Origin of the sequence: Salinicola acroporae, from assembly GCF_003206615.1 — a bacterium.
Classification (GTDB): Bacteria; Pseudomonadota; Gammaproteobacteria; order Pseudomonadales; family Halomonadaceae; genus Salinicola; species Salinicola acroporae.
Genome location: NZ_PZJW01000001.1, coordinates 170,782 through 196,733, shown reverse-complemented (window position 1 = coordinate 196,733; position 25,952 = coordinate 170,782). Strand labels below are relative to the sequence as shown.

Below are 25,952 nucleotides of genomic sequence, written 5' to 3'. Positions count from 1 at the left end.
CCCGCGTTATGTCTCTTGTCCTGCGTGCCGTGTGCCTTGCGCTTCATCTCGCTCGGCAATTTGTACAGGGACTGCTCGTAACAAGTCCAAATCGGAGTAAACAACATGTTTCATATCTTCTGTCCCTACTGCCAGGAGTATCGCGAGGAAGAGGAGTTTCATCCCAGCGGTCAGGCACACCTCGTCCGGCCGGCCGATCCCGCCAGCGTGAGCGACGAGGAGTGGGGCGATTACCTGTTCTTCCGTGACAACCCGCGCGGTATCCACCACGAGATGTGGGTGCACCGCCTGGGCTGTCGCAAGTTCTTCAATATCACCCGCGACACCGCGACCTACGAGATTCTCGAGACCTATCGCATGGGCGAGCAGCCGAGCATCACCGCCGCCAACGCCGAGGTGCGCCGCGAGCAGGGCGTGCAGACCGCCGACGGCGGCTGGCAGACCGTGGGCGCACAGCCCGAGAACAGCCGGCTCAACGAGGAGACGCCGTCATGACCCAGTCCAACCGTCTCAATCAGGGCGGGCGCATCGATCGCTCGCGGCGGCTGTCGTTCACCTTCAACGGTCAGCAATACACCGGCTTCGCCGGGGACACCCTGGCCTCCGCGCTGCTGGCCAACGGCGTGGATATCGTCAACCGCAGCTTCAAGTATTCGCGTCCGCGCGGGATCACCGCCGCCGGGCCCGAAGAGCCCAACGCCATCGTCCAGCTCGGCGCCACCGAAGCCGCCCAGGTCCCCAACGTGCGCGCCACCCAGCAGGCGCTGTATGACGGTCTGGTGGCACGCGGTACCAACGGCTGGCCGAACGTGCAGCGTGACGTCATGAGCTGGGTCGGCAAGCTGGGGGGCAGCTTCATGCCGCCGGGTTTCTACTACAAGACGTTCATGGCCCCGGCCTCGATGTGGATGACCTACGAGAAGTTCATCCGCAAGGGCGCCGGCCTTGGTCGCGCGCCCACCGAAGCCGACCCGGACATCTACGACCATTTCAATCAGCACTGTGACGTGCTGGTGATCGGTGCCGGCCCCGCAGGGCTTGCCGCCGCGCTCTCCGCCGCCCGCGCCGGCGCGCGGGTGATCCTGTGCGACGAGCAGGAAGAGATGGGCGGTTCGCTGCTCGACAGCCGTGAATCGATCGACGGCGAGCCGGCCAGCGCCTGGGCCGAGCAGGCGGTCGCCGAACTCGGTGGCCTGGCCAACGTCACGCTGCTGCCGCGCACCACCGCCAACGGCTATCACGACCACAACTTCGTCACCCTGCACGAGCGGCGCACCGAGCACCTCGCCGATACCGCCGCGGGCGCCGGTCGCGAAGGTGAAGTGCGTGCACGGCTGCATCGGGTGCGTGCCGGCCGCGTGGTGCTGGCCAGTGGCAGCCACGAGCGCCCGCTGGTCTACGCCAACAACGATGTGCCCGGCAACCTGGTGGCGGGGGCGGTCTCCGTCTATATCCGCCGCTATGGCGTGGTGCCGGGGCAGCGTCTGGTGCTCTCTACCAACAACGACCACGCCTACCGCGCGGCGCTGGACTGGCAAGAGGCCGGCCGCGAGGTGGTCGCGGTGGTCGACTCGCGGGCCAAGCCGGACGGCGATCTGGTCAAGCAGGCCCGCGACGCCGGTATCCGCGTCATCACCGGCAGTGCCGTGATGGAGGCCACCGGCAGCCAGCGCGTCAGCGGTGCCAAGGTGGTGGCGATCGATACCGAACGCTTCGTGGTGACCGGCAAGGTCGAGACGCTCGAGTGCGATACCATCGCCAGCTCCGGCGGCTACAGCCCGGTGGTCCACCTGGCCTCGCACACCGGCAAGCGCCCGCAGTGGCGCGATGACCTGCTCGGCTTCGTGCCCGGCGAGGTCAAGGGTATGCACTTTGCCGGCGGCGTTCATGGGGTCTACGCCCTCGGCGAGACGCTCACCGACGGCGCCGATGTGGGAGCCGAGGCGGCGCGTGCGGCGGGCTTCGAGGAGGCTGCGGCGATCGCGGTGCCCGAGGTCGCAGTGCGCCAGGAGTCGCCGACCAGCGCGCTCTACCAGATCCCCCATGAAAAGCCGCCGCTGCGCGCGCCCAAGCAGTTCGTCGATCTGCAGAACGACGTCACCGCGGCCGCCGTCGAGCTGGCGACTCGCGAGGGCTTCGAGTCGATCGAGCACGTCAAGCGCTACACTGCGCTGGGCTTCGGCACCGACCAGGGCAAGCTGGGCAACATCAACGGCATGGCGATCGCCGCGCGCTGCCTCAATCGCTCGATTCCCGAGGTGGGGACCACGGTCTTCCGTCCCAACTATACCCCGGTCAGCTTCGGCGCCATCGTCGGCCGCCACTGCCGCGATCTGTTCGATCCCGAGCGCTATACCGCGCTGCACCAGTGGCACGTGGAGAATGGCGCCGAGTTCGAGGATGTCGGCCAGTGGAAGCGCCCCTGGTACTTCCCGCGCCGGGTCAACGGCAAGCTGGAGACGATGCACGAGGCGGTGGCACGCGAGTGCCTCGCGGTGCGCCGCGGTGTGGGTATTCTCGATGCCTCGACCCTGGGCAAGATCGACATCCAGGGGCCGGATGCGCGCGAGTTCCTGGGTCGGGTCTACACCAACAAGTGGGCCAAGCTGGCACCGGGGCGCGTGCGCTACGGCCTGATGTGCAAAGACGATGGCATGCTGATGGACGACGGTACCACCAGTTGCCTGGCTGAAAACCACTTCCTGATGACCACCACCACCGGCGGCGCCGCCGGCGTGCTGGAGTGGCTGGAACTGTGGCACCAGACCGAGTGGCCGGAGCTGCAGGTCTACTTCAACTCGGTCACCGATCACTGGGCGACCATGACCGTGACCGGTCCGGACGCGCGCAAGCTGATGTCGGAAGTGACCGATATCGACCTCGACCGTGAGCAGTTCAAGTTCATGGACTGGAAGGAGGGCAAGGTCGCCGGTGTCCCGGCGCGGGTGTTCCGTATCTCCTTCACCGGCGAGCTGGCGTTCGAGATCAACGTCCAGGCCAACTACGCCATGCACGTGTGGAAGGCGCTGTTCGCCCACGGCGAGAAGTACGACCTCACGCCCTACGGCACCGAGACCATGCACGTGCTGCGTGCCGAGAAGGGGCTGATCATCGCCGGTCAGGACACCGACGGCTCGGTGACCCCGGAGGATCTCGGCATGCACTGGGCGGTGGGTTACGACAAGCCGTTTTCGTGGATCGGCCAGCGCGCGCTGACGCGTCCGGACACCGCCCGCGAGGATCGCAAGCAGCTGGTGGGGCTCAAGCCCAAGGACCCCAAGGTGGTCCTCGAGGAGGGGGCGCAGATCGTGCTCGACCCCGAGCAGAAGATTCCCATGACCATGATGGGTCACGTCACCTCGAGCTATTACAGCCCGGTACTGGAGAGCGGCTTCGCGCTGGCGGTGCTCAAGGGCGGACGCAACCGGATGGGCGAGACCGTCTATCTGCCGATGTCCGACGGCAGTGTCCACCAGGCCGAAGTGGTGAGTACCGTCTTCATCGATCCCAAGGGAGAGCGCCAGAATGTCTGAAGCCCGTTCCGAAGCGAGTGTCGGCAACGCCGCCACTTTCGATACGCATCCGGGCGCCGACGCCGGCGTCACCCCCGAGTCGCCGCTGCAGTGGAGCCGAGTACAGGGGCGCGTCACCGAGGAAGGTGGCGCGGCCGAGCAGATCAGGGTGGTCGAACGGCCATTCCTCGGCCATCTGGTGCTGCGCGGCGGCGCCATCACCCTCGACGAGGCGGTGCGCGCCGAACTCGGCGTGAGCCTGCCGGGCAAGCCGCTGGGGCTGGTGCTCGACGCCGAGGGCAGTCGTTCGGTGCAGTGGGTCTCGCCGGACGAGTGGCTGGTGATCGTCCCCGCCGGCGAGGAGTTCGAGTTGGAGAATCGGCTGCGAGCGCGGCTGGGGGATGCCCACTTCGCCATCGTCAACGTCGGCGGCGGCCAGACTTTGCTGGAACTCTCCGGCGAGAAGGCGCGCGAGCTGCTGATGAAGTCGGTCACCTACGACGTGCACGAGCATGGGCTGCCGGTGGGCAAGGCGGTAGGCACCGTCTTCGCCAAGACCAGCGTGGTGCTGCGGCGTCCCAGCGAAGAGCGCTTCGAGCTGGTGGTGCGGCGCAGCTTTGCCGACTACTGCGTGCGCTGGCTGCGGGATGCCGGGCGCGAGTACGGGCTGCGCGTGGAATCCGCGTCGCCCTGATCATCGAGAGCCCCCGTCATGGCGGGGGCCAGGCCTGGCTGGAGCCAACATGCACTCTGAAAACAACAGCTGGATTCTGTCCGCCCAGTGCCCCAGTCGGCTGGGCACGGTGGACGTGGTGACCCGCTTCCTCAAGGAGCAGGGCTGCTATATCACCGAGCTGCACTCCTTCGACGACTACCGCGGCGGGCAGTTCTTCATCCGTGCGGCCTTTCTGCCGGAGCAGGCCGATTTCAATGGCGACGACTTCCGCGAGCAGTTCACGGCGCGGGCGTCGGCGTTCGACATGCATTTCGAGCTGACCCCGCCGGACTATCGTCTGCCGGTGGTGATCATGGTCTCCAAGACCGACCACTGCCTCAACGATCTGCTCTATCGCTATCGGACCGGGCAACTGGCGATCGATGTGCGTGCCATCGTCTCCAACCATCCGGATCTGGAGCCGTTGGCGGCGTGGCACGGGCTGCCCTATCACCATCTGCCGATCACCCCGGAGACCAAGGCGGAGCAGGAGGCCGAGGTGCGCCGGGTAGTCGAGGAGAGCGGGGCCGAGCTGGTGATCCTGGCGCGCTACATGCAGGTGCTGTCGCCTGAGCTGTGCCACCACTTCGCCGGTCGCGCGATCAATATCCACCACTCGCTGCTGCCCGGTTTCAAGGGTGCCAAGCCCTATCACCAGGCCTACGAGAAGGGCGTGAAGCTGGTTGGCGCCACCGCCCACTACATCAACGACGATCTCGATGAGGGGCCGATCATCGCCCAGGGCGTCGAGGCGGTCGACCACGCCCACTACCCGGAAGACCTGGTGGCGCGCGGGCGGGACATCGAGTGCCTGACCCTGGCGCGGGCGGTGCGCTACCATCTGCAGAAGCGCGTCTTCCTGCACGCCGGAAGAACCGTGGTATTGACGGGATGATCCGGCCTCCCGTTTGCCGTGTCGCGCGATACCTTCTATACCGATAGGCGCGAGGAAGCGGGAAGCTTCCCCGCTCTCTCCCGAGAGCGGGGTCATTCGACGTAAGGAGTCAGTCATGCGGCTATCTTCACTGGCTGGTCGGCTCGCCATCCTGTGTGTCGTTGGTGGTGTGGGATTGACCGGCGTCGCCATGGCGCAATCCGGCGATTCGCCGCCATCCGATGACGCCCATCGGAATCCGGAAATGCAAGCCGACACCCATGAGGGGCAAAACCAGGGCGCCTCCGCGCAGTACGAGATGAGCAGCGAAGAGCGTCGATCCGGTGACGACGTGGACGACGGCGATCCCGGCAACGCGGCATCACGGGCGGAACTGATGGAGGGAACGCTCCAGCACGAACGCTCGTCGGACAGTACTGCGTCTGCCCCTTGAGCTAGACGCGGCCTTCGACAGGAATCGGCGTCGGCGGGCTTGTGTCGTCCGCCACTTGCAGACACAATGCGCTCAGCACGGAAGGGGAGTATTCCGCCGCTGGCGCGTCAGGCGCCGCCGGTCGATGATTTCGTCAGCACGGGCCACATTGCCCCGGAATCATCGGTTGCCACGGCCGCTTACGGGGCCGCGGGCAGCGGGAGAGACTTTCGGTGACGTTCACCGTCTACCGGAGGTTCCTCTATGCACGTACCCGTCTGGGTCTGGCTGGCGACTGTCGCCGGCATCGCCGCACTCTTCATTTTCGATTTCTACGCCCACGTGCGTAAGCCTCACGATCCCACCTTCAAGGAAGCGGCCTGGTGGTCGGTTTTCTTCATCGCGCTGGCGATACTCTTCGGGGGCGGTCTGTGGTGGGTCTGGGGCGCGCAGCATGGCGCCGAGTATTTTGCGGGTTTCATCACCGAGAAGAGCCTGTCGGTCGACAACCTGTTCGTCTTCCTTATCATCATGGCCAAGTTCGCGGTACCGCGTGCCTACCAGCAGAAGGCGCTGTTGATCGGTATCGTGATCGCGCTGATCCTGCGCGGCATCTTCATCGCGGTCGGTGCCGCTGCCATTGCGCAGTTCAGTTGGGTTTTCTATCTCTTCGGCTTTTTCCTGCTCTACACGGCGATTCAACTGGTGCGTGAGGGCGCGGGCGGTCATGACGAGAACGAGGAGTACAAACCCAATGCCATCGTGCGCTGGATCCAGCAGCGTCTACCGGCCACCGACGAGTTCGACCGCGATCGCCTGTTGACGGTCAGGAACGGCAAGCGTCTGGTGACCCCGCTGTTCATGGTGGTGGTGGCGCTGGGGATGACCGATGTGCTGTTCGCACTGGACTCGATTCCGGCGATCTATGGGCTGACCAAGGAGCCCTATATCGTCTTTACCACCAACGCCTTTGCCCTGCTGGGCCTGCTCCAGCTCTATTTCCTGCTCGGCGGCCTGCTGACCCGGCTGGTCTATCTCAGCCTGGGGCTGTCGTTCATTCTGGCCTTCATCGGGGTCAAGCTGATCATCGAGGCGATGCATACCAACAGCCTGCCGTTCATCAACGGCGGCCAGCCGCTGCATCTGGTGCCGGAAATCCCGATCTGGCTCTCCATGTCGATCATTCTCGGCACCTTGGTCGTCACCACCGTCGCCAGCCTGATCAAGAGCCGGCACCTGAAGTCGGCGACGTCTCATCAGGAGTGACATCGCCGTAGATCCGATGCAGGAGATCCCGCATTCCCGCCATGGGAATCGCGGCTTCCGGACCGGGCGGGAACATGCCGGGGCGGAAGCCGTTATCGAGGAATCCTCGTAGCAGCGTCGGATCGTCGCTGATCACATGCAGCGGCACATCCTTGCCGGGATTGCTGCCGATGATGGCCGGGGCGGCCTGGTGGTCGCCGAGGACCATCATCAGGGCGTGATCGCCACCGGCCAGGTTCCGGCCCAGGTAGCGCCGGGCGAAGCCGGTGGCTGCCTGCAGCGAGTAGTCGATGGCTGGAGCATAGTTCCGGCGCATCGCCTCGGTGTCCTGCCACAGCGAGGCATAATCGTCGCCCGCGCCTTTCCAGCGATCGAAAACCCGACCGTCGCCGACTCTCGACCAATCCTCGATCATGTCGATGACCGGCGACCACGGGGCATGGCTGGACAACGTCGCCAGTTCGGTAAAGCTCGGCCCGTGTTGGCGTGACAGCGCATAGTCCTCGACCCGCTGCCAGGTGAACTGGTCCGGCATGCTGGCCCAGCCCATCGGGGGACCTTGATAGCCCATGCTCGCGGCGGTGTGGATTTCGTCGTAGCCGTAAAGGCCCCCTTCGGGCCAATCCCGGGTGATGCCAGGCATGATGGCGATGGTGGTGTGTCCGGTTGCCTTGAAATCGTCGATCAGGGTCGAGTGAGGGCTGTTGATCATCAGCTCGAACCGCAGCTGAGACGTGACCGGCAGGCCACTGGCGAAAGTGGCGTGATTGAGCCAGGACTGGCCGCCAAGCGTCGCGGCGGTGACACGCCCGGTGACGACCGACAGGCCGGCGGCGGCGAGTTGATGCTCTATCGTCTCCAGGCGTGGGCGAAGCTCGGCCTCGAACGGTTCGCGCTCGAGGGCCGCGACGCCGTAGGACTCGATGAAGCCCAGAATGACATCGGTGTTGGCCAAGCCGGGAAGCGCCTGGCCGTCGGGCGTCGCATAGGCGTGATCGTCGTCGTACAACTGGCGCCCGAACGTCGCCATCGCCTGGCGTGTCTCCTGGGCTCGCTGCCATTCGAACATGACGAAGCTGGCGGCGGGGTGGCCGAGCCTGTCAATCCCGGCCGGAGCGTTGCCCATGGGTACGGCATTGACGACCGCCAGGCCGATACCGCCGGTCAGGATCAGCGGCAGCGCCAGCGCGCGTGGCGTATTGCGGGCGTGGAAGCCGCGCAGCAGGCGTGCCAGCAAGAGGCCGGTGGCGAATGCGGCGAGGCCGGCGGCCGACAAGCCTGCGAGGGCCAGCGGCAGGCCAAGATTGGTGACGATCAGCTCGATCAGGATGGGGATCAGCTTGATGTCGGTGTAGAGATTCAGCGATCGACCCTGCATGGTCTGTGTCAAGGCGTCGCCGGCGGCACCGCAGACGATCGCCAGCGCGAACAGGACGACCAGTCCGGACAGCCAGCGTCGCCAGCGCGAGGGGGGTAGCAGAGCCAGCAGACCGACGATGAGCGGTGCCTCGAGCGCGATCCAGTGTCGCGGTGGAAACCCCGCCCACGGGAGTTCCGGTGTCAGCAGCAGGATGTTGAGCAACGCGAGGCCCAGCACCAGGTGCCAGCGAGGCGCCTGGGGAAAAGAAAACGTCATGGCTCGTCCTTGAGTCGGGTCGGGCGATTCGGGGTCGACATGGCTTTGACCTGCGTTCGTCGGGTGGGCGTGAAGCGAATCGGTTCATCGACCTACGCAGCGCGCAAGGTTTCGGATGGCACGTTAAACTGAATGGTCAGAATTTCGAACCCGAACCGGACCAACCAGGCGACGAGGACGATCCAACATGACAGCTGCGCGCGAGTTGATCATTGAACCATCGAACGGAAAAAAGGCCGATGCCTGTGTCATTCTGCTCCATGGGCTAGGGGCTGATGGTCATGATTTCGAGCCGCTGGTACCGGCGCTGGCATTGCCGGAATCACTGGCCGTGCGTTTCGTGCTGCCCCATGCCCCGCAACTGCCGGTGACGGTCAACGGGGGAATGACGATGTCGGCATGGTACGACATCCTCGAGATGAATCTCGGCCGCCGGGTCGACGTCGAGCAACTGCGGGCCTCCGCCGAGCGCGTCCACGGGCTGGTCGAGGACCAGGTTGCCGATGGGATCGACAGCCGGCGAATCGTGATCGCCGGCTTCTCGCAGGGGGGCGCGGTGGCCTACGAGGCGGCGCTTTCCTGCGCCCGACCGCTGGCCGGGTTGCTGGCGCTGTCGACCTACTTCGCGACCGCCGACAGCATCGATCTGGCAGACGCCAACCGCCGCCTGCCCATCGAAGTGCACCACGGCTCGGCCGATCCGGTCGTCCCCGAACCTCTGGGACGCGAGGGCGCTGGGAAGGTCGAGTCGCTGGGTTACCCGGTCAACTACCGCACCTACGAGATGGGGCACAGCCTGTGTCCCGAGCAGGCGCGCGACATCGCCGACTGGTTGGTCGCGACATTTCAATGACGAGGGTGTCATGAACAGCATGGATAGTCTGGACCAGGGGGACAACGACCGGCGTCTCTCCAGCCCCGCCGCCCGGCGCAATCGCGAGCCGATTCTCGCGGTACTGCGCTCGACGCTGCCGAGCGCAGGGCGGGTACTGGAGATCGCCAGCGGCAGTGGCGAGCATGCGGTCTATTTTGCCCGTCACCTGGCGCCCCTTTGCTGGCAGCCGACGGATTCCAGCGAGACTGCGCTGGCCTCGATCGCTGCCTGGCGGGAGAGCGAGGCGCTGGATAACCTGGCAGCGCCGGTCCGCCTGGATGTCACCGGGCGCTGGCCGGTGTTGCCGGATCTTGCGGCCATGGTCTGTATCAACCTGCTGCACATCTCGCCCTGGGCGGCCAGCGAGGCGCTGTTCGCCGCAGCCGGGCGCCAGCTTCCCGCGGGCGGCGTGCTGATCGTCTACGGTCCTTTTCGGCGCCATGGCGAGCATACTGCGCCCAGCAATGCGGCGTTCGATGACGATCTGCGGGCGCGTGACCCAAGTTGGGGGATTCGCGATCTTGAAGCGGTGGAGCGGCTGGCGGGGTACAACGGCCTGAAGCGCGACGCCGTGCACGAATTGCCGGCGAACAACCTCTGTGTCGTCTGGCGGCGCTGATGTCCGAGGCGGTCCGGCTCGAAAGCGGGAGATGTCGCCGCAATACGCCGCAACTCGACTACACTGGAGGCAGACCTTCAACGGCCGACAAGGAGTGATGCCGTGTCAGACTTCTCCGAAGAGTTTCGTATGCCCAAGGGGTGCCCTAACTGCGGCAACCACATGATGAAGGTCTCCCAGGCCAAATCCCCCGATGACCTGGTCTACTGCACGTCCTGCAACACGGAAGTCTGTGCCTGGGAGGAGGCCGAGCGGATCATGGCGGAGACCCCGCGTAGCGAGTCCGAGCAACTGATCGAGGACGTGATGAACAACAAGAAGCCGTCCACTGACGACGAGCGATAGCGGTTCGTCAGTGTATCGACGACGACACCCCGGCCACGGCCGGGGTGTTTTGCGTTGGTGGGACGAGCGGCGACAAGCGCGCTACAGCAGCTCCTCCGCCGCCAGGGCGAGCCGGGAGCGCTCGACGCTTCTCAGCGTGATATGGCCGGCATGGGGCCAGTCGCGGAAGCGTTCCACGACCGCTGCCATGCCGCAGGTATTGGCCGTCAGGTAGGGGGTGTCGATCTGGCCCACGTTGCCCAGACAGACGATCTTGGTATTGCGTCCAGCGCGCGTCACCAGCGACTTGAGCTGCTTGGGCGTGAAGTTCTGGGCCTCGTCGATGATCAGGAAGGTATCGTTGAGCGTTCGCCCACGCATGAAGGTTGGCGAGCGGATCTGTACTCGAGAGCCGATCAACTGGCGGGTCGCGCCATCGTTCCAGCTCGATGAGCCCTCGCGCTCATCGCGCAGCAGGTTGTCCATGTTGTCGTGGAAGGCGCCCATCCACGGCGACATCTTCTCTTCCTCGGTGCCCGGCAGGAAGCCGATATCTTCTCCCATCGGGATCGGCGCCCGGGTAAAGACGATGCGCTCGAACTGCTTGCCATCCAGCGTCTGCTGCAGGGCGGCGGCCAGGGTCATGAAGGTCTTGCCGGTGCCGGCACTGCCCGCCAGGGTGAGAAAGTCGATGGTCGGATCCATCAACAGGTTGAGGGCGAAGTTCTGTCGGCTGTCGTGGGCATGTACGCCCCAGACGCCGCCGTGATGGCGGTAGTTGGTCAGCAGTTGCAGGCTGGCCTTGCGCGGGCCATGACTGCGCACGATGGCCTCGAATTCGGCGCCGTTTTCGCTGTCCGATACCAGCATGCCCACGTGCCAGTCTTCGGGAATGCTGCCTTCCAGGTGGTAGAGTGTGTGGCCATCGGTCCGTTCGACCATGACCTCGACGTCCAGCGACTCCCATAGACTGCGCCCGTCGCGGCCGGCATCGGCGTAGACCTTGGCTCCCTCGATCATGGCATCGAGGTCATCGAACGCCTTGTCGTTGAGGTAGTCCTCGACCGGTACGTTCAGCGCGGTGGCCTTGACCCGCAGATTGATGTCCTTGGTCACCAGCGTGACGGAGGCATCGGGTCTTTCGTCGCGCAGACGGCAGGTCTCGGCCAGGATGCGGTTGTCGGGGGAGTTTTCCAGTGTCTCCAGCGGCGCCAGATCCTGATAGCACAGAAAGCGCAGGCGGCCGGCGGGACCACCGGTGACGCGCGGGATGGGAATGCCTTGCTGAATTTCTTCCGGTGTGACGTGGGCGGTGAGGTCGGAGAGGGTCCGGCTGATCTGTCTTGCCGTGCGCGCGATCTCGCGCATGCCATTCTTGTGTTTGTCCAGTTCTTCGAGCACCGTCATGGGGATGACGACATCGTGCTCCTCGAAATGGTAAAGGGCTGCTGGGTCGTGGATCAGGACATTGGTGTCCAGTACGTAGAGCCTGTTCGCTTTCTTGTCGATTCGCACCATCGGCAAAAGCACTCCTGTGAGTTCAAGGCTACTCGACCCTGACAGAGTGCGGTGACAGAACGGTGTCGCCCTGATTCACTCCGCCAGTGCCACTCTCGTTTGGCTGTAAAGACTGTGTCGGCTTTACCTCTCTGACGGATGAAGTCACCACCAGAATGGCCTGATGTGATCAAAAGTGCTACCCCCAATTTGAGGCATCGGGTGCAAAAAGCGGTCGTCGCTTTCATCCAGGCCATGGCGGCCGTCTCGGTCCGGTGATCGTTGCGGAATGGCGGCCACAAAAAAGCCCCGCCATGGCGGGGCTTCGAACGACAATGACGTCGACTAGATGTTGTCGTCGGTATCGTCGTTCTTCTTGACGGAGATCTGGGCGATTGCCGGTTCGTTGTCGCCGCTCTGATCCAGCTTCGCCAGCAGGTTCTCCGATTCGCGCTTGAAGGCCGCCAGGGCATCGCCTCGGAGGCTCTGGGACTCCGGCAGCTTCACGCGCATGGCGTCGACCTGGTGGTTGTTGACCAGTACCTCGTAATGCAGGTGAGGGCCGGTGACACGACCGGTGCTGCCTGAAAGCGCGATCTCTTCCCCCATCTTGACGTGTTCGCCGGGCTTGACCAGCGCCTTGCTGAGGTGCAGATAACGGGTCACGTAGCCGTTGTCATGGCGAATCACGATATAGCGGCCGGCGATTGGGTGATTGACCACCCGTTCGACGATGCCATCCGCCGGGGCGTCGATGGGCGTGCCGCTGCGCATGGCGAAGTCGGTGCCTTTATGCGGGCTGATGCGACCCGTGACCGGGTGATGACGGCGCAGGTTGAACGGTGAGCTGATGCGGTAGTGCCCCTGGAAGGGGTAACGGTCGAACGCGGGGTCGAGACTGTTGCCGTCAGGGGTGTAGAAGTGGTCGTCAGCACTGTTGCGGACCACCGTCAGATTCATGCGCTGGCCTTCGTACTCGGCGGCCAGCACCTTGGAGTCCATGGAGTGGCCGTCGATCATGTCGGACTCGACCAGGACCCGGAACTGGTCGCCCGCACGGGCGTCACGACGAAAGTCGAGCTTCTTCGAGAGCACGCTGGTGAGTTCCGACACCTCGGCGCTGGATAGCCCCGTCGACTGAGCCGAGAGTGCGAAGGAGCCGTTGACCGTGCCGCTGAACATCCGCTGGGCGGCTTCGCCGGTCTTCTCGATCGGCGAGTAGGCGAAGTCGGCCGTCTCGTCGTTACGCTGGATCAGATAGCCCTCGCGGGGATCCTTCATGACCCGTAGTGCCAGCAACTGGCCATGCTCGTCGAGCTTGTAGTCGAAACTGTGACCGACTCGCCAGCGCGTGAGGACCTTCTTGTCCGGCACCGTATTGAGGATCTGCATGACGTCACTGTACGCCAGGCCCAGCGTCCGCTCCGCGGTGAGCGCGAAGGAGTCGCCATTCTGGATGGTGTAGCTCTGCCATTCCGGAACGTAGGTCTCGCGAGCGGCGATTTCGTCGCCCAATTCCGTGTTGCCGGATGGGTCGAGAGAGTTGTCGAAGGACCAATCCTCGTAAGAGGTGCCGCCAATGCTGTCATCGTCATCGTCGGTCGCCGAGTAGGCGTCGCCTACGGGCAGTTGCACCGCCAGTTTCTTGACGCTGGGTTCGACCGTCGGTTTGATGATCGGGGAGATCGCCTGGGATGGCTGTTGGGGGGCGTCGTCGGCGCGCGCTTCGGGGACCAGATCGAGGTGCATTACCTCCAAAGGCTTGAGCTGCGCCAAGGGAATCTCTTTCGACAGATCACCGAGAGAGAAGGCATCGGAGTCCGCCTCTTCAGGCGCCGCCGAGTTGACGATCGACTGGGAAATCGTGGTCGTCGTTGCCAGGGGAAGCTGCTTTTGTGCATCTTCGGTATCACCGAAAACGCCGATAATCTTTTGCGTACCCAGCACGGTGACCATGGTGGCGACCGGCAGCAATAACACTTTGTGCGTGCGGGGCAGCGAATGGAATATTCGCAACATGAAGATGAAGGCCCGGGTAAAAAAGGATGACAAATTTAAATAAAGGCCGGGGAACGATACCCCAAGGTAGTATTAATTGCCTAGTCTGTATTTAAGTACAGTATGCGGAGCCCCGCCTCACGGACGATGTGGACAACGGCGCCGTGACTCCCCGGAGGTCGTGTCAAGACGTCGAGCGTAAGCTTGTGTAAGGTGATGGTGCATGTTGTTGCACCGATATGGTGCCGTTAAAAGTCTTGTTTTATTGGAAAATATTTTATCGTAAAACTTTTGTACGGCTTTTATTGGCCGATAAGATTGCATCAGCGGCGTCAATTTTAGCGATGAATTGGCGCGGGGAAAGTCGGAGAGTAAACGGCGATTTCTCACGCGAATGGCAAAATGTGGAAATTTAGAGAGCTCAGGTGTAGAGACCATTCCTCTGATACTGGATGTGTGGGTCAATGGGGGGAGAAGTCATGCCGAAAGTGACGTTGCTACAGTGGCAGATGCTGGCAGCGGTAGCCGATCATGGTGGATTTGCCAAGGCGGCTGATGTCGTTCATCGAAGTCCCTCGACGCTCAATCACGCGATTCACAAGATCGAGGAGCAGTTGGGCGTGGTGTTGTTCGAGCCAAAGGGCCGCCAGGTCGTTCTCACCGAAGCCGGCGGACTGCTACTGAGGCGGGCACGACAGCTGATCGAGAACGCGGGCTCGCTGGAAGACGTCGCCGAGCGCCTCTCGGGCGGGCTGGAGGCGGAAATCTCCCTTGCCGTGGATCAGATATTCCCGGCTGATCCTCTTGCGGAGACGTTGACCCGGTTCTCGGAGGCTTTTCCGCACGTGCGCGTCCAACTGCACGAAACCGTTCTCAACGGCGCTGTAGAGATGTTGTACGAGGGGCGGGCGGATCTCGCCATTTCGGCAATCGACGCTCAGGGCTTCCTGGGACAGCCGGTCGTCGACGTGGCTTTCATCGCGGTCGCCCATCCCGAGCATCCGCTGCACCGATTGCAGCGCGAACTGGATCTGAGGGATCTGGAGCGCTATCGGCAGCTGGTGACACGGGATTCCGCTGTCCGCCATCGGCTGGATGCCGGTTGGTTGAAGGCCGAGCAGCGATGGACGCTGAGTCATCTGTCCACCACCATCGACATGCTGGAGCGCGGGTTGGGTTTTGCCTGGGTGCCCGAGCCACGCATCCACATGGCGTTGCAGCAGGGTCGGCTGAAGGCGCTGCCGCTGCGCGCGGGTGGCGTGAGGCGGGTATCGCTCCAGATGATCTATCGGGATATCGATGGTGCCGGCCCGGCCACGCGCGCCCTGGCCGACGAGTTGATGGCGAGCGTGGCGGCCACCTGTCCCCGCGAGGCGTTGCCGTCGGTCCCCCATTCATCGATATAGACGAATGACTGGGCCGAGTTATTGCGCTGGATCTTCGACGGCTGGGATCTATGCTGCTCTCGGCACGTCGCGGGACATCGAATCAACAGGAGAGCGTCATGGGATTGCTGGTCGACGGGAAATGGCAGGATCGCTGGTACGACACCGAAAGCCATGGCGGAGAGTTCGTTCGCGAGTCCGCCAAGCTGCGTGATTGGATCACGCCGACCGGCGCGTCCGGGCCGGATGGCCAGCGAGGCCTGGCGGCGGAGGCCGGGCGTTACCACCTCTACGTGTCGCTGGCGTGTCCATGGGCACATCGCGCCCTGATCATGCGCAAGCTCAAGGGATTGGAGTCGCTGGTCGGTGTCTCTCACACCAGTCCCTTGATGCTGGATCAGGGTTGGTCCTATCGAGTCGACGAAGGGTCCAGCGGCGATAGCGTCAACCATGTCGATTACCATCACCAGCTCTACACCCTGACGGACCCGAACTATACGGGACGGGTGACGGTTCCCGCGTTGTGGGACCGGCGAGAGCAGCGGATCGTCAACAACGAGTCCGCGGAGATCTTGCGGATGCTGAATACGGCGTTCGACGGCCTGACCGGCAGTCGCCTGGATTTCTACCCCGACGATCTGCGCGATGTCATCGATGCCGTCAATGCCGATGTCTACGATCACGTCAACAACGGTGTCTACAAGGCGGGCTTTGCCACCGAGCAGGGCGTCTACGAAAAGCATTTCGCGGCGTTGTTCGATTGCCTCGATCGGTTGGAGTCGCGCCTCGCCGGGCAGCGCTACCTGGCGGGCGAGTGGCTGACGGAAGCTGACATCCGGTTGTTCACCACGCTGGTTCGCTTCGATGCGGTCTACCATGGCCACTTCAAGTGCAACCGGCAGCGCATCGCGGATTTTCCGAATCTGTCGAATTACCTGCGTGAGCTCTACCAGTGGCCCGGCATCAGGGACACGGTCGACTTCGACCATATCAAGCGCCACTACTATTACAGCCATCCGACGATCAACCCGACCCGCATCGTGCCTGTCGGACCTGCGCTGGCGCTGGATGCGTCGCATGACCGCGACCGGCTGACGGGGCGTGGCGTTCGCGGCGGCGAGTAAGGACTATCGCTGCCGGGTCCGGTGCCTTCCCGAGTCATTGGCGGTAGCGAAACCGCTACACTCGAGCGTGACGCTGCAGCCAGCGATCCAGCGCGTTGGCGAACGTCCGGCGATCGGCATCGGTGTAGGCATTGGGTCCCTGGGTGTGTTCCCCGCTGGCGCGCAGCGTCTCCATGAAGTCGCGCATCTGCACGCGCGACTTGATGTTGTCGAGGGTCAGGTTTTCGCCGCGGGTGGTCATGACCATTGCCCCCCGCTCGATGACCTCCTGTGCCAGAGGAAGATCGCTGGTAACGACGAGGTCGCCTTTGGTGATGGCATTGACGATCTCGTTGTCCGCGGCATCGAAGCCATGCGCCACGATGCGCGACTTGACCCAAGGTGAAGGCGGCAGCGGCAGCGCATGATTGGCCACCATCCAGGTTCGGGTATGGGTGCGCTCGGCGGCACGAATGATGATGTCGCGTGCAACGCGCGGGCAGGCGTCGGCGTCGATCCACAGGATGGGCTTGGGTGTCGGCATGGCGATGACGCTCGGTTATATGAGTGAAGGCGTGGCGCGCAGTCTACGGCGATCGCTGCCAGGCTTCATCCGAGGCAAGACCTATCCGAAGAGGCTTTTGGTAGGATTTTTACGTTCCGGTGGTGAAACGTCTACGTCGATGGTATAGTAGCGCCTCCTCGCATGTGTTGACCCCACCATCCTGCCGATATGTCTGTAATCGACGCCATCGACCCGTGAGTCGATGCCCAGCACCGGACGTATCTCGTACATGACGCACGGCCACGCCGTTTTTCGCGTCCGGATGCAACGATGGAGCGCCTGAATCGGTTGATGTATCACGCAACCGGGCGCATCAAGGTCGCCACATACGCTATCGCTTTCGAATCCGCTAGCGAGAAGCGCAATGCCTGGTGCGACCGGCATTCAGTGGTGATCACGCCACCAATGCCATGACATTTTCGCCGGTGCCCACCGGCCACTCCAAGGTGTGAAATGACCTCGACTGTTACTGCTTCGCCTAGCTTTGGCGATCTGGCTCTGTTGCCGGAAGTACTGACTGCCCTCGAAACGTTGGGCTATGAAATCCCGTCGCCGATCCAGTCGCAGACTATTCCTGCGCTGCTGGAAGGTCGCGACATGCTGGGCCAGGCGCAGACCGGCACCGGCAAGACCGCGGCGTTCGCGCTGCCTTTACTGAGCCGTCTCGATCTCGGCCGGCGTGAACCGCAAGTCCTGGTGCTGGCGCCGACCCGCGAGCTGGCGCAGCAAGTTGCCGTCTCCTTCTCTAAGTACGGCCAGAATTTGAAAGGCCTGGAAATCGCGACGCTTTGCGGTGGCCAGGATTACCGCGAGCAGCTGTCGGCGTTGAAGCGTGGCGCCCAGGTCGTCGTGGGTACACCGGGGCGGATCATCGATCACCTCGACCGTGGCAGCCTCAAGCTGGACGGCCTGTCGGCGCTGGTGCTCGACGAAGCCGACGAGATGCTGCGCATGGGCTTCATCGACGACGTCAAGCGTGTGGTCGCCGATACGCCCAAGAACGCCCAGCGCGTGTTCTTCTCGGCCACGCTGCCGAGCGAGATCGAGCGCATCGTCAACCGCTACCTGGTCGATCCGGTCAAGGTCGCGATCGAGTCCAAGGTCAGCACCGGCGAGAACATCGAACAGCGCGTGGTGCGGGTGGAAGGCCCCAGCAAGCTGGAAGCCCTGGCGCGTATCTTCGAGGTCGAGACGGTCGATGCCGCCATCGTGTTCGTGCGCACCCGTGCCGCCTGTACCACGCTGGTCGAGCAGCTCACCGCCCGCGGCGTCAACGCCGCCGGCCTCTCCGGCGATCTCGACCAGAGCCTGCGTGAGCGCACCGTGACGCGTCTCAAGCGGGGCAAGGTCGATGTGCTGGTCGCCACCGACGTGGCGGCGCGTGGTCTGGACGTCCCGCGGATCACTCACGTGATCAACTACGACCTGCCGCAGGATTCCGAAGCCTACATTCACCGTATCGGCCGTACCGGTCGTGCTGGCCGCAACGGTGTCGCTATCACGTTCGCCGGCGGTCGCGAGACTCGCAAGGTGCGCTGGGTCGAGCAGGCCACCGGTCAGGCCATGACCGAGATGCCGCTGCCCGACGAGGCCGCCATCCGCGCCCATCGCGACACGCAATTCAGTGCACGTCTGCGCGAGATGCTCGAAGCCGGTAGCGATCATCAGCGTGCGCTGATCGAGAAGCTGGTCGAAGAGGGCCACGATCCGATCGATCTGGCGGCGGCACTGGCAACGCTGGCGCGTGCCGGCGAAGCGCCGATCGGTCGCATCACCAGTGCACCTTCGCGCCGTGACAGCGGTCGCGATGGTGGTGGTAGCCGTGGTGAGCGCGGTGCTCCGCGTCGTCGCGACAGCGCGCCGCGCGAAGGCATGACTCGCTACCGGGTCTCCGTCGGCCACAAGGATGGCGTCAAGCCGGGGCAACTGGTCGGCGCGCTTGCCAACGAAGGGGGCATCGAGGGGGGGCGCATCGGCCGCATCGATATTCGCAACGCCTTCTCCGTGGTCGAGCTGCCGAGCGGACTGCCGTCCTCGATTCTGGCCAAGATGTCACGCGCCCGGGTCGGCGGACGTTCGCTGGAAATCTCGGAAGACCAGGGTGCGCCCGAGCGTGCACCGCGTCGCCGCACCGATGGCGAGGCACCGGTTCGTCGCTCGCGCGCCTGATCGGTAGACGCTGTACCGCCAGCCGAGCTTGATGCTCCGCTGGTGCCGAGACGCCGCCCACTTCGTGGGCGGCGTTTTTGTTGGTCCCACCACCAAGACGCGGTCTCGAAGGGGGACGAAAGTCGATGTTGTCACCCGGGTTCGAGGCAGGACCTAGGTCTGACAGTCGCTGTCGGTCTTTGTATGCAATACTCGTTATTGCTGAATCGTGGCACGTCCCGATTCAGGTCCACCGAAAACGTGGCGGGATCCGTTCGATGACCAAGACGCTCAAGGATCAACTCTACGAGGCGCTGCTGCGCAGTATGGCCAGTGGCCATCTGGAGCCCGGGCTGGTGCTGCTCGAGGGCAATATCGCCGATATCTTCGGGATGAGCCGTTCGCCGGTACGCCAGACCCTGGGGCGGCTGCACGACGAGGGCGTCATCAGCCGTTTCGACGGGCGGGGGTTCCTGGTGGGGCGGGCACCGGGGAGTATCGTGCGTCGCTCGTTGACGGCGGCCGATTTCCGGGCCGCGGGCGGCCGCGCCTCCGTCAAGCGAACGGACTCCTGGCGCGCGCTGGCGGAGCGGGTCGAGCACGACGTCGTCCTATGCTCGATGAAAGGCCGACTCGAGCTCAACGAGCTACAGCTGGCCAAGTCGCTGGGCGTCAGCCGCGCCACTACCTATCGCATCCTGCTGCAATTGCAGTCTCTCGGTGTCGTCGAGAAGGTCAAGTACAGCAGTTGGAACGTGGTGCCGCTCGACGACGATCGACTGCATCAACTCTACGATGCGCGCCGCCAACTGGAGCCGTTCATGATTGCGCGCGCCTGCGAGAGAATCGCCGACAAGGCGATTCAACGCTATCTGGACCGCCTGGATCAGGCCCAGTCCAGATACCCCCGTATCGAGGCCAGCCAGCTCGATGCGCTGGAGAACGACCTGCATCACGAAGCGCTGGAGCAGGGCGGCAACCCCGAGATCCTGATCATGCTTCAGCGTACCCGGCCGATCCTGTTGATCAGCAAGCATCTGCTGGGAGGCGAGATCGAACTGCCGCCGGGCGACCCTTTCTTCGCTGCGCATCGGCAGGTCTTCGAAGCGATGCAGCAGCGGCGCGCCGAGCAGGCCAGCGAAGCGCTTTACCGGCACATCAAGGATTCCGAGGCGCTGGTCCAGGAACGTCTGGCCAACTTCCGGCATGCCGGCGAGCTGAGGGAGCCGGGGTATCTGCGCTGGTTGAGCCAACGCTAGGCCACGGCTGGAAAGTCCGGCGCTCGCAATACGGCGTTGAGGACCGGCTCACTGAACGACGTCAAGAACGTCCGGAGGGCGATCGGAACGAGTCACAGGCTCACTGGTAGCCGCGCAAACTGGAACGCCAGCCCGATTCGACTTTGGCTCATGAGATCCTTGTCGTTCGCACTTCATGCAGCGGCGCTGTCCAAATCGTCGACCCTGACATGGGTCGCCGGTTTACTGACTTGGCTATGCGCGCTGGTCGACTTTTCAGGCAGAGCCTGGACGCTGGCTGGGCTGCTGGGCCGTGAAATCAGTCGACCGGCATGTCGTTTCGTCGGCGCAACTCCCGGATCAGCGCGCTGTGGTCCAACTCGCCATCGCCGTGCGCCAGCATGTCGCCGAACAGCGCATCCGCCTGGCGGCTCATGGGAAGGTCGAGCGACAGTCGAGACATTTGCGCCATTGCCGTCTGGGTGTCCTTGTATTGCCACTTCGCGGCACCGCCGGGCACGAAGCTCTCCTCCAGCATGCGCTGGCCGTGGACATCGAGGATGGTCGAATCGGCGAAACCGCCCATCAACGCCTGGCGCACCTGCGCGGGATCGGCCCCGCCACGTTCCACCAGCAGTAGCGCCTCGGCCACGGTGGCGATGGTATTGGCCACGATCATCTGGTTGGCGAGCTTGGCGAGCTGACCGCTGCCGGCGGGACCGACGTGGGTGGGGCGACCAAGGGTTGCCAGCAGCGGGCGATGGCGTTCGAAAACGGATGCCTCGCCACCGACCATGATCGCCAGCGTGCCTTCGATGGCGCCGCGTTCTCCGCCGGAGACCGGTGCGTCGAGATAGCCGACGCCATGGAGACCGGCGGCGTCCGCTTGCCCCTTGGCGGTTTCCACCGGGATCGAGCTCATCACAACCAGGCAGCTGCCGGGCCGCATCGCGGCGATGATGCCGGTCTCGCCCAACAGGATCTCGTCGCAGACGGGGCCCGCGCTAAGCATCACGATGACCACATCGGCGTCGTGGACGGCCGCCTCGGGGGATCGAGCCGCGACCACGCCGGCCGCCTGCAGCGGTGCCAGCTTGTCGGGCGTGCGGTTCCAGGCCCGGACGCGATGGCCGACATCCGCCAGGCGGGCGGCCATGGGGGCTCCCATGATGCCGGTTCCGAGGAAGCCGACGGTCTGGACATCCTCGAGGTGACGATCTTTCTTGACAGGGGAATCTTGCATGAGTCGCTTCCTGAAAGAAGAGGGCGCGTGCGGGGCCGGGTCATTCCACGGGGCGGGGCAGAATCCGGCCAGGGGAGATCAGGTAACGGGGATCCAGAAGCCGCTTCAGGCCACGCATGATGTCGTACTCGGGCTCGGACAGCGTTTCCAGGAAGGCGGTCTGCTTGAAGCGGCCGATGCCATGCTCGGCGCTGATGCTGCCATCGAAGTCGGCGACGATCTCGAACAAGCGCTCCTCCAGCTCATGCAACAGCGACGAGCGCTCGTCGGGGCCGAGCCCTGGAGGCGGCAGGATGTTGAAGTGCAGATTGCCGTCACCGATATGGCCATAGGCGATGATCGTCGCTTGCGGGCACAATGTCCCGATCTCCTCGGCGGCGCGCTCGTGGAAGGTGTTCAACGAGGAGATCGGCAGCGAGACGTCGGTGCGCAGGTGCTCGCCACGATTGCGCTGGCCTTCCAGCATGGCTTCACGAATGCGCCAGAGATTGCCGGCCTGCGCCTCGCTGGTCGCCAGCACGCCATCGGTCAACCGTCCGGTCTCGAGCCCGCGCTCGAACAGGCTCTCGATCATGCTGTCCAGATCCGCCGGTCCGCTGGCGCTGGCTTCCATCAACACGTAATAGGGCGCCGGTGCATCCAGCGGGTCGCGCAGGTCTGGGGCGGCCTCCATGGCGAGTTCGAGGCAGGTGCGCGGCACCAGTTCGAAGGCGGTCAGCAGGTCGCAACAACTGCGTCGCGCCAGCGCGTAGAGTTCGAGCACGGCCGCCACGCTGGGGCAGGCCAGCAGTGCGCTGCGGCTGACCTGAGGGCGGGGGAACAGCTTGAGGACTGCTCCGGTCACGATGCCGAGAGTGCCCTCCGCACCGATGAACAGCTGTTTCAGATCGTAGCCCGTGTTGTCCTTGTGCAGCGCTTTCATGCCGTTGTAGATCCGCCCATCCGGCAGGACCACCTCCAGTCCCAGGACCAGTTGTCGCATCATGCCGTAGCGCAGCACGTTGAGGCCGCCGGCGTTGGTCGAGACGTTGCCGCCGATCTGGCAACTGCCCTGGGCACCCAGCGAGAGCGGGAAATCGCAGTCCGCCGCCTCGGCGGCCTCCTTGACCGACTGCAGCACACAGCCGCCATCCACGCTCATGGTGAAATTGATCGGATCGACATCGCGGATCGCCGTCATCCGCTCGAGGCTGACGACCAGTTCCGGCCGCTCGCCATCGGGCAGGGCGCCGCCCACCAGACCGCTGTGTCCCCCCTGGGGCACCAGCGGGATGTCGTTTCGATGGCAATAGCTCACCACGTCGGCCACCTGGCGCGTCGTCGCCGGACGTGCCACCGCCAGGGGGGCGGCGCCACGGTAGCCCGGCCAGTCGACGCGATAGCGCTCCATGTCGTCGACGTCGGTCAACAACCCCCCCTGGCCCAGCATCGCGGCCAGCTCGTCGATCAGCGTGGCTTGAATGGTCATGCATCACCTCTCGAAACGTTATCGAAGCCACTCATCGTCGTCGAAACCGGCTGGCATCAGCGATACCAGAGGACGACCTGGGGAAAGAGCAGGAACAGCACCAGCAAGCCGATCAAGGTCAAGTAGAAGGGGAGCAGGCTCTTGACCAGGCTCTCCATGCCGACCTTGCCGACGCCGCAGCCTACGTAGAGCACCGTACCCACGGGAGGCGTTATCAGGCCGATCCCCAGGATGAACGACATCAGCACCCCGAAATAGACCGGGTCGATGCCCAGCTTGACCACTACCGGCGTCATCAGCGGCGCCAGGATCACCATCGCCGGCGTCAGGTCCATGAAGAAGCCGACAACCAGCAGGAAGCCTGACAGGATCAGCAGCAGCAGGAGCTTGTTCTCGGTGATCGCGGACAGGCTGACCACCAGTTGCTGCGGGATCATGTTGGCGGTGAGCAGCCAGGCGAGAACGCTGGCGAAGGCCAGCAGCAGCATCACTACGCCGGTCAGTTTGCCGGTGGCGATGCAGAGCTCGAAGAAACGTTTCAGCGTCAGGCTGCGGTAGATGAAGAAAGAGACCGCGAAGGCGTAGACCAGCGCGATCGCCGCGCTCTCCGTCGGGGTGAAGACGCCCGACAGGATCCCGCCGACGATGATTACCGGCAGCAGCAGTGCCAGCAGCGCTTCCTTCAACGCCGCGAACAGCTCGGGCACCGAGAATGGCTGGCCGCGGCCGTTCTTGCGCGACTGGACATAGGTGGTGACCGCCAGCCCCAGCGTGATCAGGATGCCCGGTACGATACCCGCCATGAACAGCTGCGAGATCGACGTGTTGGTGACCACGCCGAACAGGATCATCGGGATCGAGGGCGGGATGATGATGCCGACGACCGAGGCGGCCACCACGATCGCCGTTGCCAGCGGTGCGCTGTAGCGGTGCTGCTTCATCGGCTCGATCATCATGCTGCCGACGGCGGAAGCGTCGGCCACGGCCGAGCCGCTGATGCCGCCGAAGAACATCGATGTCAGCACCGCGACCTGGCCCAGGCCTCCAGCCACGAATCCGACCAGGGCGCTGGCCAGCCGCACCAGGCGGGTGGCGATGCCGCCGGCGCTCATGACCTCGCCGACCAGAATGAACAGCGGGATGGCCAGCAGCGGAAAGGAGTCCAGGCCGTTGACCGCCTGCGCCACGATCGGCGAGAGCGCGTAGCCGGACTCGAAGAAAATGAACAGGCTGATTGCCGCGAGACCGAACGAGATCGGCATGCCGATGACGATACAGATGGCCAGCCCTATCAGAATGCTCCACAGGATCATGATGTCTTGCTCCGGAACAGGGAGAACAGGGCGATGGTGTTGGCGATGATCGTCAGGATCGCCATCACCGGCATGGCGCTGTACAGGAATGTCTGGGGTATGCCCAGCATCGGCGTGGCGCTGGTATAGCCCGAGATGACGTCGTTGAAGCCCAGCAGGATGCAGATACAGACGACATAGACGATGGCGATGCTCAGCAGCACGGCGGCCTTGCGCAGCCCGGCGGGTGCCTTGTCGCGAAAGAACGTGACCGCCACGTGCTCGTTGCCGAGGCTACCCACGCCGGCGCCGAGCAGTACCAGCCAGATGAACAGCACCCGGGAGAGTTCCTCGGCCCAGGTGTAGGAATAGTTGAGAACGAAGCGACCAAAGACGTTGGCCGTGACGCAGAACACCACGCCCAGCACGAGCAGCCCGGCGGCGATTTCCAGCGTTTGGCGTAGCCAGCCCAGGAGACCCCGGGCGGAAGGCGAGTCGGCACTCATCATGACCTCCGTGATCACGCACTCGCCGCAGGCGCGAGTCGGCGCCTGCGGCGAACCGGTACTTACTGAGCCTGGGACTCAGCGCGAATACGGTCGATCAAGTCGCCGCCGATCTTGTCACGCCAGTCGTCGTAGACCGGCGCCAGATCTTCCTGGAAGGTCGCGATCTGCTCGGGCGTCAGTTCGGTGATCTGCATGCCCTGATCCTTCAGTTCCTGCTTGATCTGGTCATTGAGCGTCCGGCTGACCTGTCGCTCGTAGTCGCCCATCTGCTTGGCCGCCTCGCGCAGCAGTTGCTGATAGCTCTCCGGCAGCCGGTCCCAGAAGCGCTCGGACACCAGGGTGATGAACGGCGTGTAGACGTGGTTGGTCTCGGTAGCGTAGTGCTGCACTTCATTGAACTTGGAGGATTCGATGGTGATCCACGGGTTCTCCTGGCCGTCGACGACACCCTGCTCCAGCGCGGTGAACAGTTCGGCGAAGGACATCGGGGTCGGGTTGGCGCCGAGCGTCCGCCAGATATCCAGATGGATCGGGTTCTGCATCGTCCTGACCTTCAAGCCGTCCAGGTCCGAGGGGGACGTCACCGCCAGCTTGCTGTTGGTCAACTGACGATAGCCGTTCTCGGCCCAGCCGATCGCCACCAGTCCCTTCGTCGAGGCGTCCTTCAGCATCTGTTGACCGATATCGCCGTCCAGTACCTTGTCGGCGATTTCCGGGGTCGGGAACAGGAACGGCAGGTCGAAGACGGCGAACTGCGGGAACATGCTGACCATGGGGGAGGTGGACGGTGCCGTCATCTCCAGCGTGCCGGCCTGCAGCGCGCTGACCGACTGCAGGTCGTCGCCCAGCTGCGCGCTATGGAACGTCTGCACCTGGATATGACCGTCGCTGCGTTGCTCGACGATCTTCTTGAAATACTCCAGGCCGCGATACTGCGCACTGGACTGGGTCAGGCCGATGTTGAACTTGAGACTGTAGTCGTTGCCGTCGCCCTCGACGACATCACCGGTGACCTCCGGGATTGGCGGCATCTCGGTAGCGGCCGCGGCAGAGAGGCTGGTCAGACCGAGGACCGTCGCCATCATCAGCGTCGTCAGCCGGGAACGGGTACGTCTAGGGCGTGTCGTGTGGGGGGAGGATGTGATTGTTGTCATCTTCAGCTCCATAACGTTGTTGGCGCTTATCGCGTGAGTGGCATGAATAGCGTGAGTGACTTGCTGCATGGCGACGCCCGCGTTGGCGACGTCCGAATG

22 protein-coding genes are annotated in these 25,952 nt (G+C 64.0%); 13 read left to right on the top strand and 9 right to left on the bottom strand.

The window, feature by feature from the left end; genetic code table 11:
* Positions 1–105 precede the first annotated feature (105 nt).
* The 6 genes from DOM54_RS00845 to DOM54_RS00820 all read left to right on the top strand — a co-directional run bounded on the left by DOM54_RS00845 (position 106) and on the right by DOM54_RS00820 (position 6,800).
* Entirely contained in the window at positions 106–495 is a 390-nt protein-coding gene (locus DOM54_RS00845) for a sarcosine oxidase subunit delta (RefSeq protein ID WP_106418260.1), read from the top strand.
* Complete coding sequence (locus tag DOM54_RS00840; protein ID WP_110714540.1) at positions 492–3,533, top strand: sarcosine oxidase subunit alpha family protein; 3,042 nt, start codon at positions 492–494, stop codon at positions 3,531–3,533. The genes DOM54_RS00845 and DOM54_RS00840 overlap by 4 nt, the downstream gene beginning before the upstream one ends.
* The gene (locus tag DOM54_RS00835; protein ID WP_110714539.1) at positions 3,526–4,206 is read left to right on the top strand and encodes a sarcosine oxidase subunit gamma; all 681 of its coding nucleotides are present in this window, start codon (positions 3,526–3,528) and stop codon (positions 4,204–4,206) included. Before DOM54_RS00840 ends, DOM54_RS00835 begins: the two co-directional genes overlap by 8 nt.
* A gap of 49 nt (positions 4,207–4,255) precedes the next feature.
* Complete coding sequence (purU, locus tag DOM54_RS00830; RefSeq protein ID WP_110714538.1) at positions 4,256–5,122, top strand: formyltetrahydrofolate deformylase; 867 nt, start codon at positions 4,256–4,258, stop codon at positions 5,120–5,122.
* Positions 5,123–5,237: 115 nt separating this feature from the next.
* On the top strand, positions 5,238–5,555 hold the full coding sequence (locus tag DOM54_RS00825; protein WP_110714537.1) for a hypothetical protein: 318 nt from the start codon (positions 5,238–5,240) through the stop codon (positions 5,553–5,555).
* Positions 5,556–5,798: 243 nt separating this feature from the next.
* Entirely contained in the window at positions 5,799–6,800 is a 1,002-nt protein-coding gene (locus tag DOM54_RS00820; RefSeq protein WP_110714536.1) for a TerC family protein, read from the top strand.
* Here the strand turns inward: DOM54_RS00820 and DOM54_RS00815 are convergent.
* Positions 6,757–8,436, bottom strand: a complete 1,680-nt coding sequence (locus tag DOM54_RS00815) for an LTA synthase family protein (RefSeq protein WP_110714535.1) — start codon at positions 8,434–8,436, stop codon at positions 6,757–6,759. The two genes, DOM54_RS00820 and DOM54_RS00815, sit on opposite strands and share 44 nt — an antisense overlap.
* Before the next feature lie 187 nt (positions 8,437–8,623).
* On the opposite strand from DOM54_RS00815, the gene DOM54_RS00810 reads away from it, so the two are divergent.
* The 3 genes from DOM54_RS00810 to DOM54_RS00800 all read left to right on the top strand — a co-directional run bounded on the left by DOM54_RS00810 (position 8,624) and on the right by DOM54_RS00800 (position 10,274).
* The gene (locus DOM54_RS00810) at positions 8,624–9,289 is read left to right on the top strand and encodes an alpha/beta hydrolase (RefSeq protein WP_110714534.1); all 666 of its coding nucleotides are present in this window, start codon (positions 8,624–8,626) and stop codon (positions 9,287–9,289) included.
* Positions 9,290–9,299: 10 nt separating this feature from the next.
* Positions 9,300–9,929 carry a DUF938 domain-containing protein gene (locus DOM54_RS00805; protein ID WP_110714533.1) on the top strand — a complete coding sequence of 210 codons (630 nt, stop codon included), beginning with the start codon at positions 9,300–9,302 and terminating at the stop codon, positions 9,927–9,929.
* A gap of 102 nt (positions 9,930–10,031) precedes the next feature.
* The gene (locus DOM54_RS00800; protein ID WP_110714532.1) at positions 10,032–10,274 is read left to right on the top strand and encodes a hypothetical protein; all 243 of its coding nucleotides are present in this window, start codon (positions 10,032–10,034) and stop codon (positions 10,272–10,274) included.
* Positions 10,275–10,355: 81 nt separating this feature from the next.
* On the opposite strand, the gene DOM54_RS00795 is transcribed toward DOM54_RS00800, so the two are convergent.
* Positions 10,356–11,771: a PhoH family protein gene (locus DOM54_RS00795; protein WP_110714531.1), complete on the bottom strand. Its 1,416-nt coding sequence runs from the start codon at positions 11,769–11,771 to the stop codon at positions 10,356–10,358.
* 324 nt (positions 11,772–12,095) lie between these two features.
* On the bottom strand, positions 12,096–13,769 hold the full coding sequence (locus tag DOM54_RS00790) for a peptidoglycan DD-metalloendopeptidase family protein (protein ID WP_110714530.1): 1,674 nt from the start codon (positions 13,767–13,769) through the stop codon (positions 12,096–12,098).
* A gap of 458 nt (positions 13,770–14,227) precedes the next feature.
* Between DOM54_RS00790 and DOM54_RS00785 the strand changes: the two genes are divergently transcribed.
* Entirely contained in the window at positions 14,228–15,154 is a 927-nt protein-coding gene (locus DOM54_RS00785; RefSeq protein ID WP_110714529.1) for a LysR family transcriptional regulator, read from the top strand.
* Between the two features lie 98 nt (positions 15,155–15,252).
* A complete protein-coding gene (locus DOM54_RS00780; RefSeq protein WP_110714528.1) occupies positions 15,253–16,257 on the top strand; it encodes a glutathione S-transferase family protein in 1,005 nt (334 codons plus the stop codon).
* 55 nt (positions 16,258–16,312) lie between these two features.
* Here DOM54_RS00780 and DOM54_RS00775 read toward each other — a convergent pair whose 3' ends face one another.
* The gene (locus DOM54_RS00775; protein WP_110714527.1) at positions 16,313–16,780 is read right to left on the bottom strand and encodes a YaiI/YqxD family protein; all 468 of its coding nucleotides are present in this window, start codon (positions 16,778–16,780) and stop codon (positions 16,313–16,315) included.
* 474 nt (positions 16,781–17,254) lie between these two features.
* On the opposite strand from DOM54_RS00775, the gene DOM54_RS00770 reads away from it, so the two are divergent.
* Together DOM54_RS00770 and DOM54_RS00765 are read left to right on the top strand one after the other, a co-directional pair.
* Positions 17,255–18,970, top strand: a complete 1,716-nt coding sequence (locus DOM54_RS00770; protein WP_110714526.1) for a DEAD/DEAH box helicase — start codon at positions 17,255–17,257, stop codon at positions 18,968–18,970.
* Positions 18,971–19,227: 257 nt separating this feature from the next.
* Positions 19,228–20,208 (top strand): GntR family transcriptional regulator, encoded by a 981-nt coding sequence (locus tag DOM54_RS00765; protein ID WP_110714525.1) that lies wholly within the window; start codon positions 19,228–19,230, stop codon positions 20,206–20,208.
* Positions 20,209–20,506: 298 nt separating this feature from the next.
* On the opposite strand, the gene DOM54_RS00760 is transcribed toward DOM54_RS00765, so the two are convergent.
* From DOM54_RS00760 to DOM54_RS00740, 5 genes are all read right to left on the bottom strand, one after another.
* Positions 20,507–21,430: an NAD(P)-dependent oxidoreductase gene (locus DOM54_RS00760; protein ID WP_110714524.1), complete on the bottom strand. Its 924-nt coding sequence runs from the start codon at positions 21,428–21,430 to the stop codon at positions 20,507–20,509.
* A gap of 40 nt (positions 21,431–21,470) precedes the next feature.
* The gene (locus DOM54_RS00755) at positions 21,471–22,898 is read right to left on the bottom strand and encodes an FAD-binding oxidoreductase (RefSeq protein WP_110714523.1); all 1,428 of its coding nucleotides are present in this window, start codon (positions 22,896–22,898) and stop codon (positions 21,471–21,473) included.
* A 56-nt stretch (positions 22,899–22,954) separates the two neighbouring features.
* Entirely contained in the window at positions 22,955–24,211 is a 1,257-nt protein-coding gene (locus DOM54_RS00750; RefSeq protein ID WP_110714522.1) for a TRAP transporter large permease, read from the bottom strand.
* Positions 24,208–24,696: a TRAP transporter small permease gene (locus DOM54_RS00745; RefSeq protein WP_110714521.1), complete on the bottom strand. Its 489-nt coding sequence runs from the start codon at positions 24,694–24,696 to the stop codon at positions 24,208–24,210. Before DOM54_RS00745 ends, DOM54_RS00750 begins: the two co-directional genes overlap by 4 nt.
* A gap of 62 nt (positions 24,697–24,758) precedes the next feature.
* The gene (locus DOM54_RS00740) at positions 24,759–25,853 is read right to left on the bottom strand and encodes a TRAP transporter substrate-binding protein (RefSeq protein WP_110714520.1); all 1,095 of its coding nucleotides are present in this window, start codon (positions 25,851–25,853) and stop codon (positions 24,759–24,761) included.
* Positions 25,854–25,952 lie beyond the last annotated feature (99 nt).

Excerpts from the sequence above, each read along its gene's own strand:
- DOM54_RS00760 (WP_110714524.1), bottom strand. The coding sequence starts at position 21,430 with ATGCAAGATTCCCCTGTCAAGAAAGATCGTCACCTCGAGGATGTCCAG.
- DOM54_RS00765 (WP_110714525.1), top strand. The coding sequence starts at position 19,228 with ATGACCAAGACGCTCAAGGATCAACTCTACGAGGCGCTGCTGCGCAGT.
- DOM54_RS00790 (WP_110714530.1), bottom strand. The coding sequence starts at position 13,769 with ATGTTGCGAATATTCCATTCGCTGCCCCGCACGCACAAAGTGTTATTG.
- DOM54_RS00820 (WP_110714536.1), top strand. The coding sequence starts at position 5,799 with ATGCACGTACCCGTCTGGGTCTGGCTGGCGACTGTCGCCGGCATCGCC.
- DOM54_RS00780 (WP_110714528.1), top strand. The coding sequence starts at position 15,253 with ATGGGATTGCTGGTCGACGGGAAATGGCAGGATCGCTGGTACGACACC.
- DOM54_RS00810 (WP_110714534.1), top strand. The coding sequence starts at position 8,624 with ATGACAGCTGCGCGCGAGTTGATCATTGAACCATCGAACGGAAAAAAG.
- DOM54_RS00745 (WP_110714521.1), bottom strand. The coding sequence starts at position 24,696 with ATGAGTGCCGACTCGCCTTCCGCCCGGGGTCTCCTGGGCTGGCTACGC.
- DOM54_RS00805 (WP_110714533.1), top strand. The coding sequence starts at position 9,300 with ATGAACAGCATGGATAGTCTGGACCAGGGGGACAACGACCGGCGTCTC.
- DOM54_RS00785 (WP_110714529.1), top strand. The coding sequence starts at position 14,228 with ATGCCGAAAGTGACGTTGCTACAGTGGCAGATGCTGGCAGCGGTAGCC.
- DOM54_RS00755 (WP_110714523.1), bottom strand. The coding sequence starts at position 22,898 with ATGACCATTCAAGCCACGCTGATCGACGAGCTGGCCGCGATGCTGGGC.
- DOM54_RS00750 (WP_110714522.1), bottom strand. The coding sequence starts at position 24,211 with ATGATCCTGTGGAGCATTCTGATAGGGCTGGCCATCTGTATCGTCATC.
- DOM54_RS00835 (WP_110714539.1), top strand. The coding sequence starts at position 3,526 with ATGTCTGAAGCCCGTTCCGAAGCGAGTGTCGGCAACGCCGCCACTTTC.
- DOM54_RS00825 (WP_110714537.1), top strand. The coding sequence starts at position 5,238 with ATGCGGCTATCTTCACTGGCTGGTCGGCTCGCCATCCTGTGTGTCGTT.
- DOM54_RS00770 (WP_110714526.1), top strand. The coding sequence starts at position 17,255 with ATGACCTCGACTGTTACTGCTTCGCCTAGCTTTGGCGATCTGGCTCTG.
- DOM54_RS00845 (WP_106418260.1), top strand. The coding sequence starts at position 106 with ATGTTTCATATCTTCTGTCCCTACTGCCAGGAGTATCGCGAGGAAGAG.
- DOM54_RS00740 (WP_110714520.1), bottom strand. The coding sequence starts at position 25,853 with ATGACAACAATCACATCCTCCCCCCACACGACACGCCCTAGACGTACC.
- DOM54_RS00840 (WP_110714540.1), top strand. The coding sequence starts at position 492 with ATGACCCAGTCCAACCGTCTCAATCAGGGCGGGCGCATCGATCGCTCG.
- DOM54_RS00795 (WP_110714531.1), bottom strand. The coding sequence starts at position 11,771 with ATGGTGCGAATCGACAAGAAAGCGAACAGGCTCTACGTACTGGACACC.
- DOM54_RS00815 (WP_110714535.1), bottom strand. The coding sequence starts at position 8,436 with ATGACGTTTTCTTTTCCCCAGGCGCCTCGCTGGCACCTGGTGCTGGGC.
- purU (WP_110714538.1), top strand. The coding sequence starts at position 4,256 with ATGCACTCTGAAAACAACAGCTGGATTCTGTCCGCCCAGTGCCCCAGT.
- DOM54_RS00775 (WP_110714527.1), bottom strand. The coding sequence starts at position 16,780 with ATGCCGACACCCAAGCCCATCCTGTGGATCGACGCCGACGCCTGCCCG.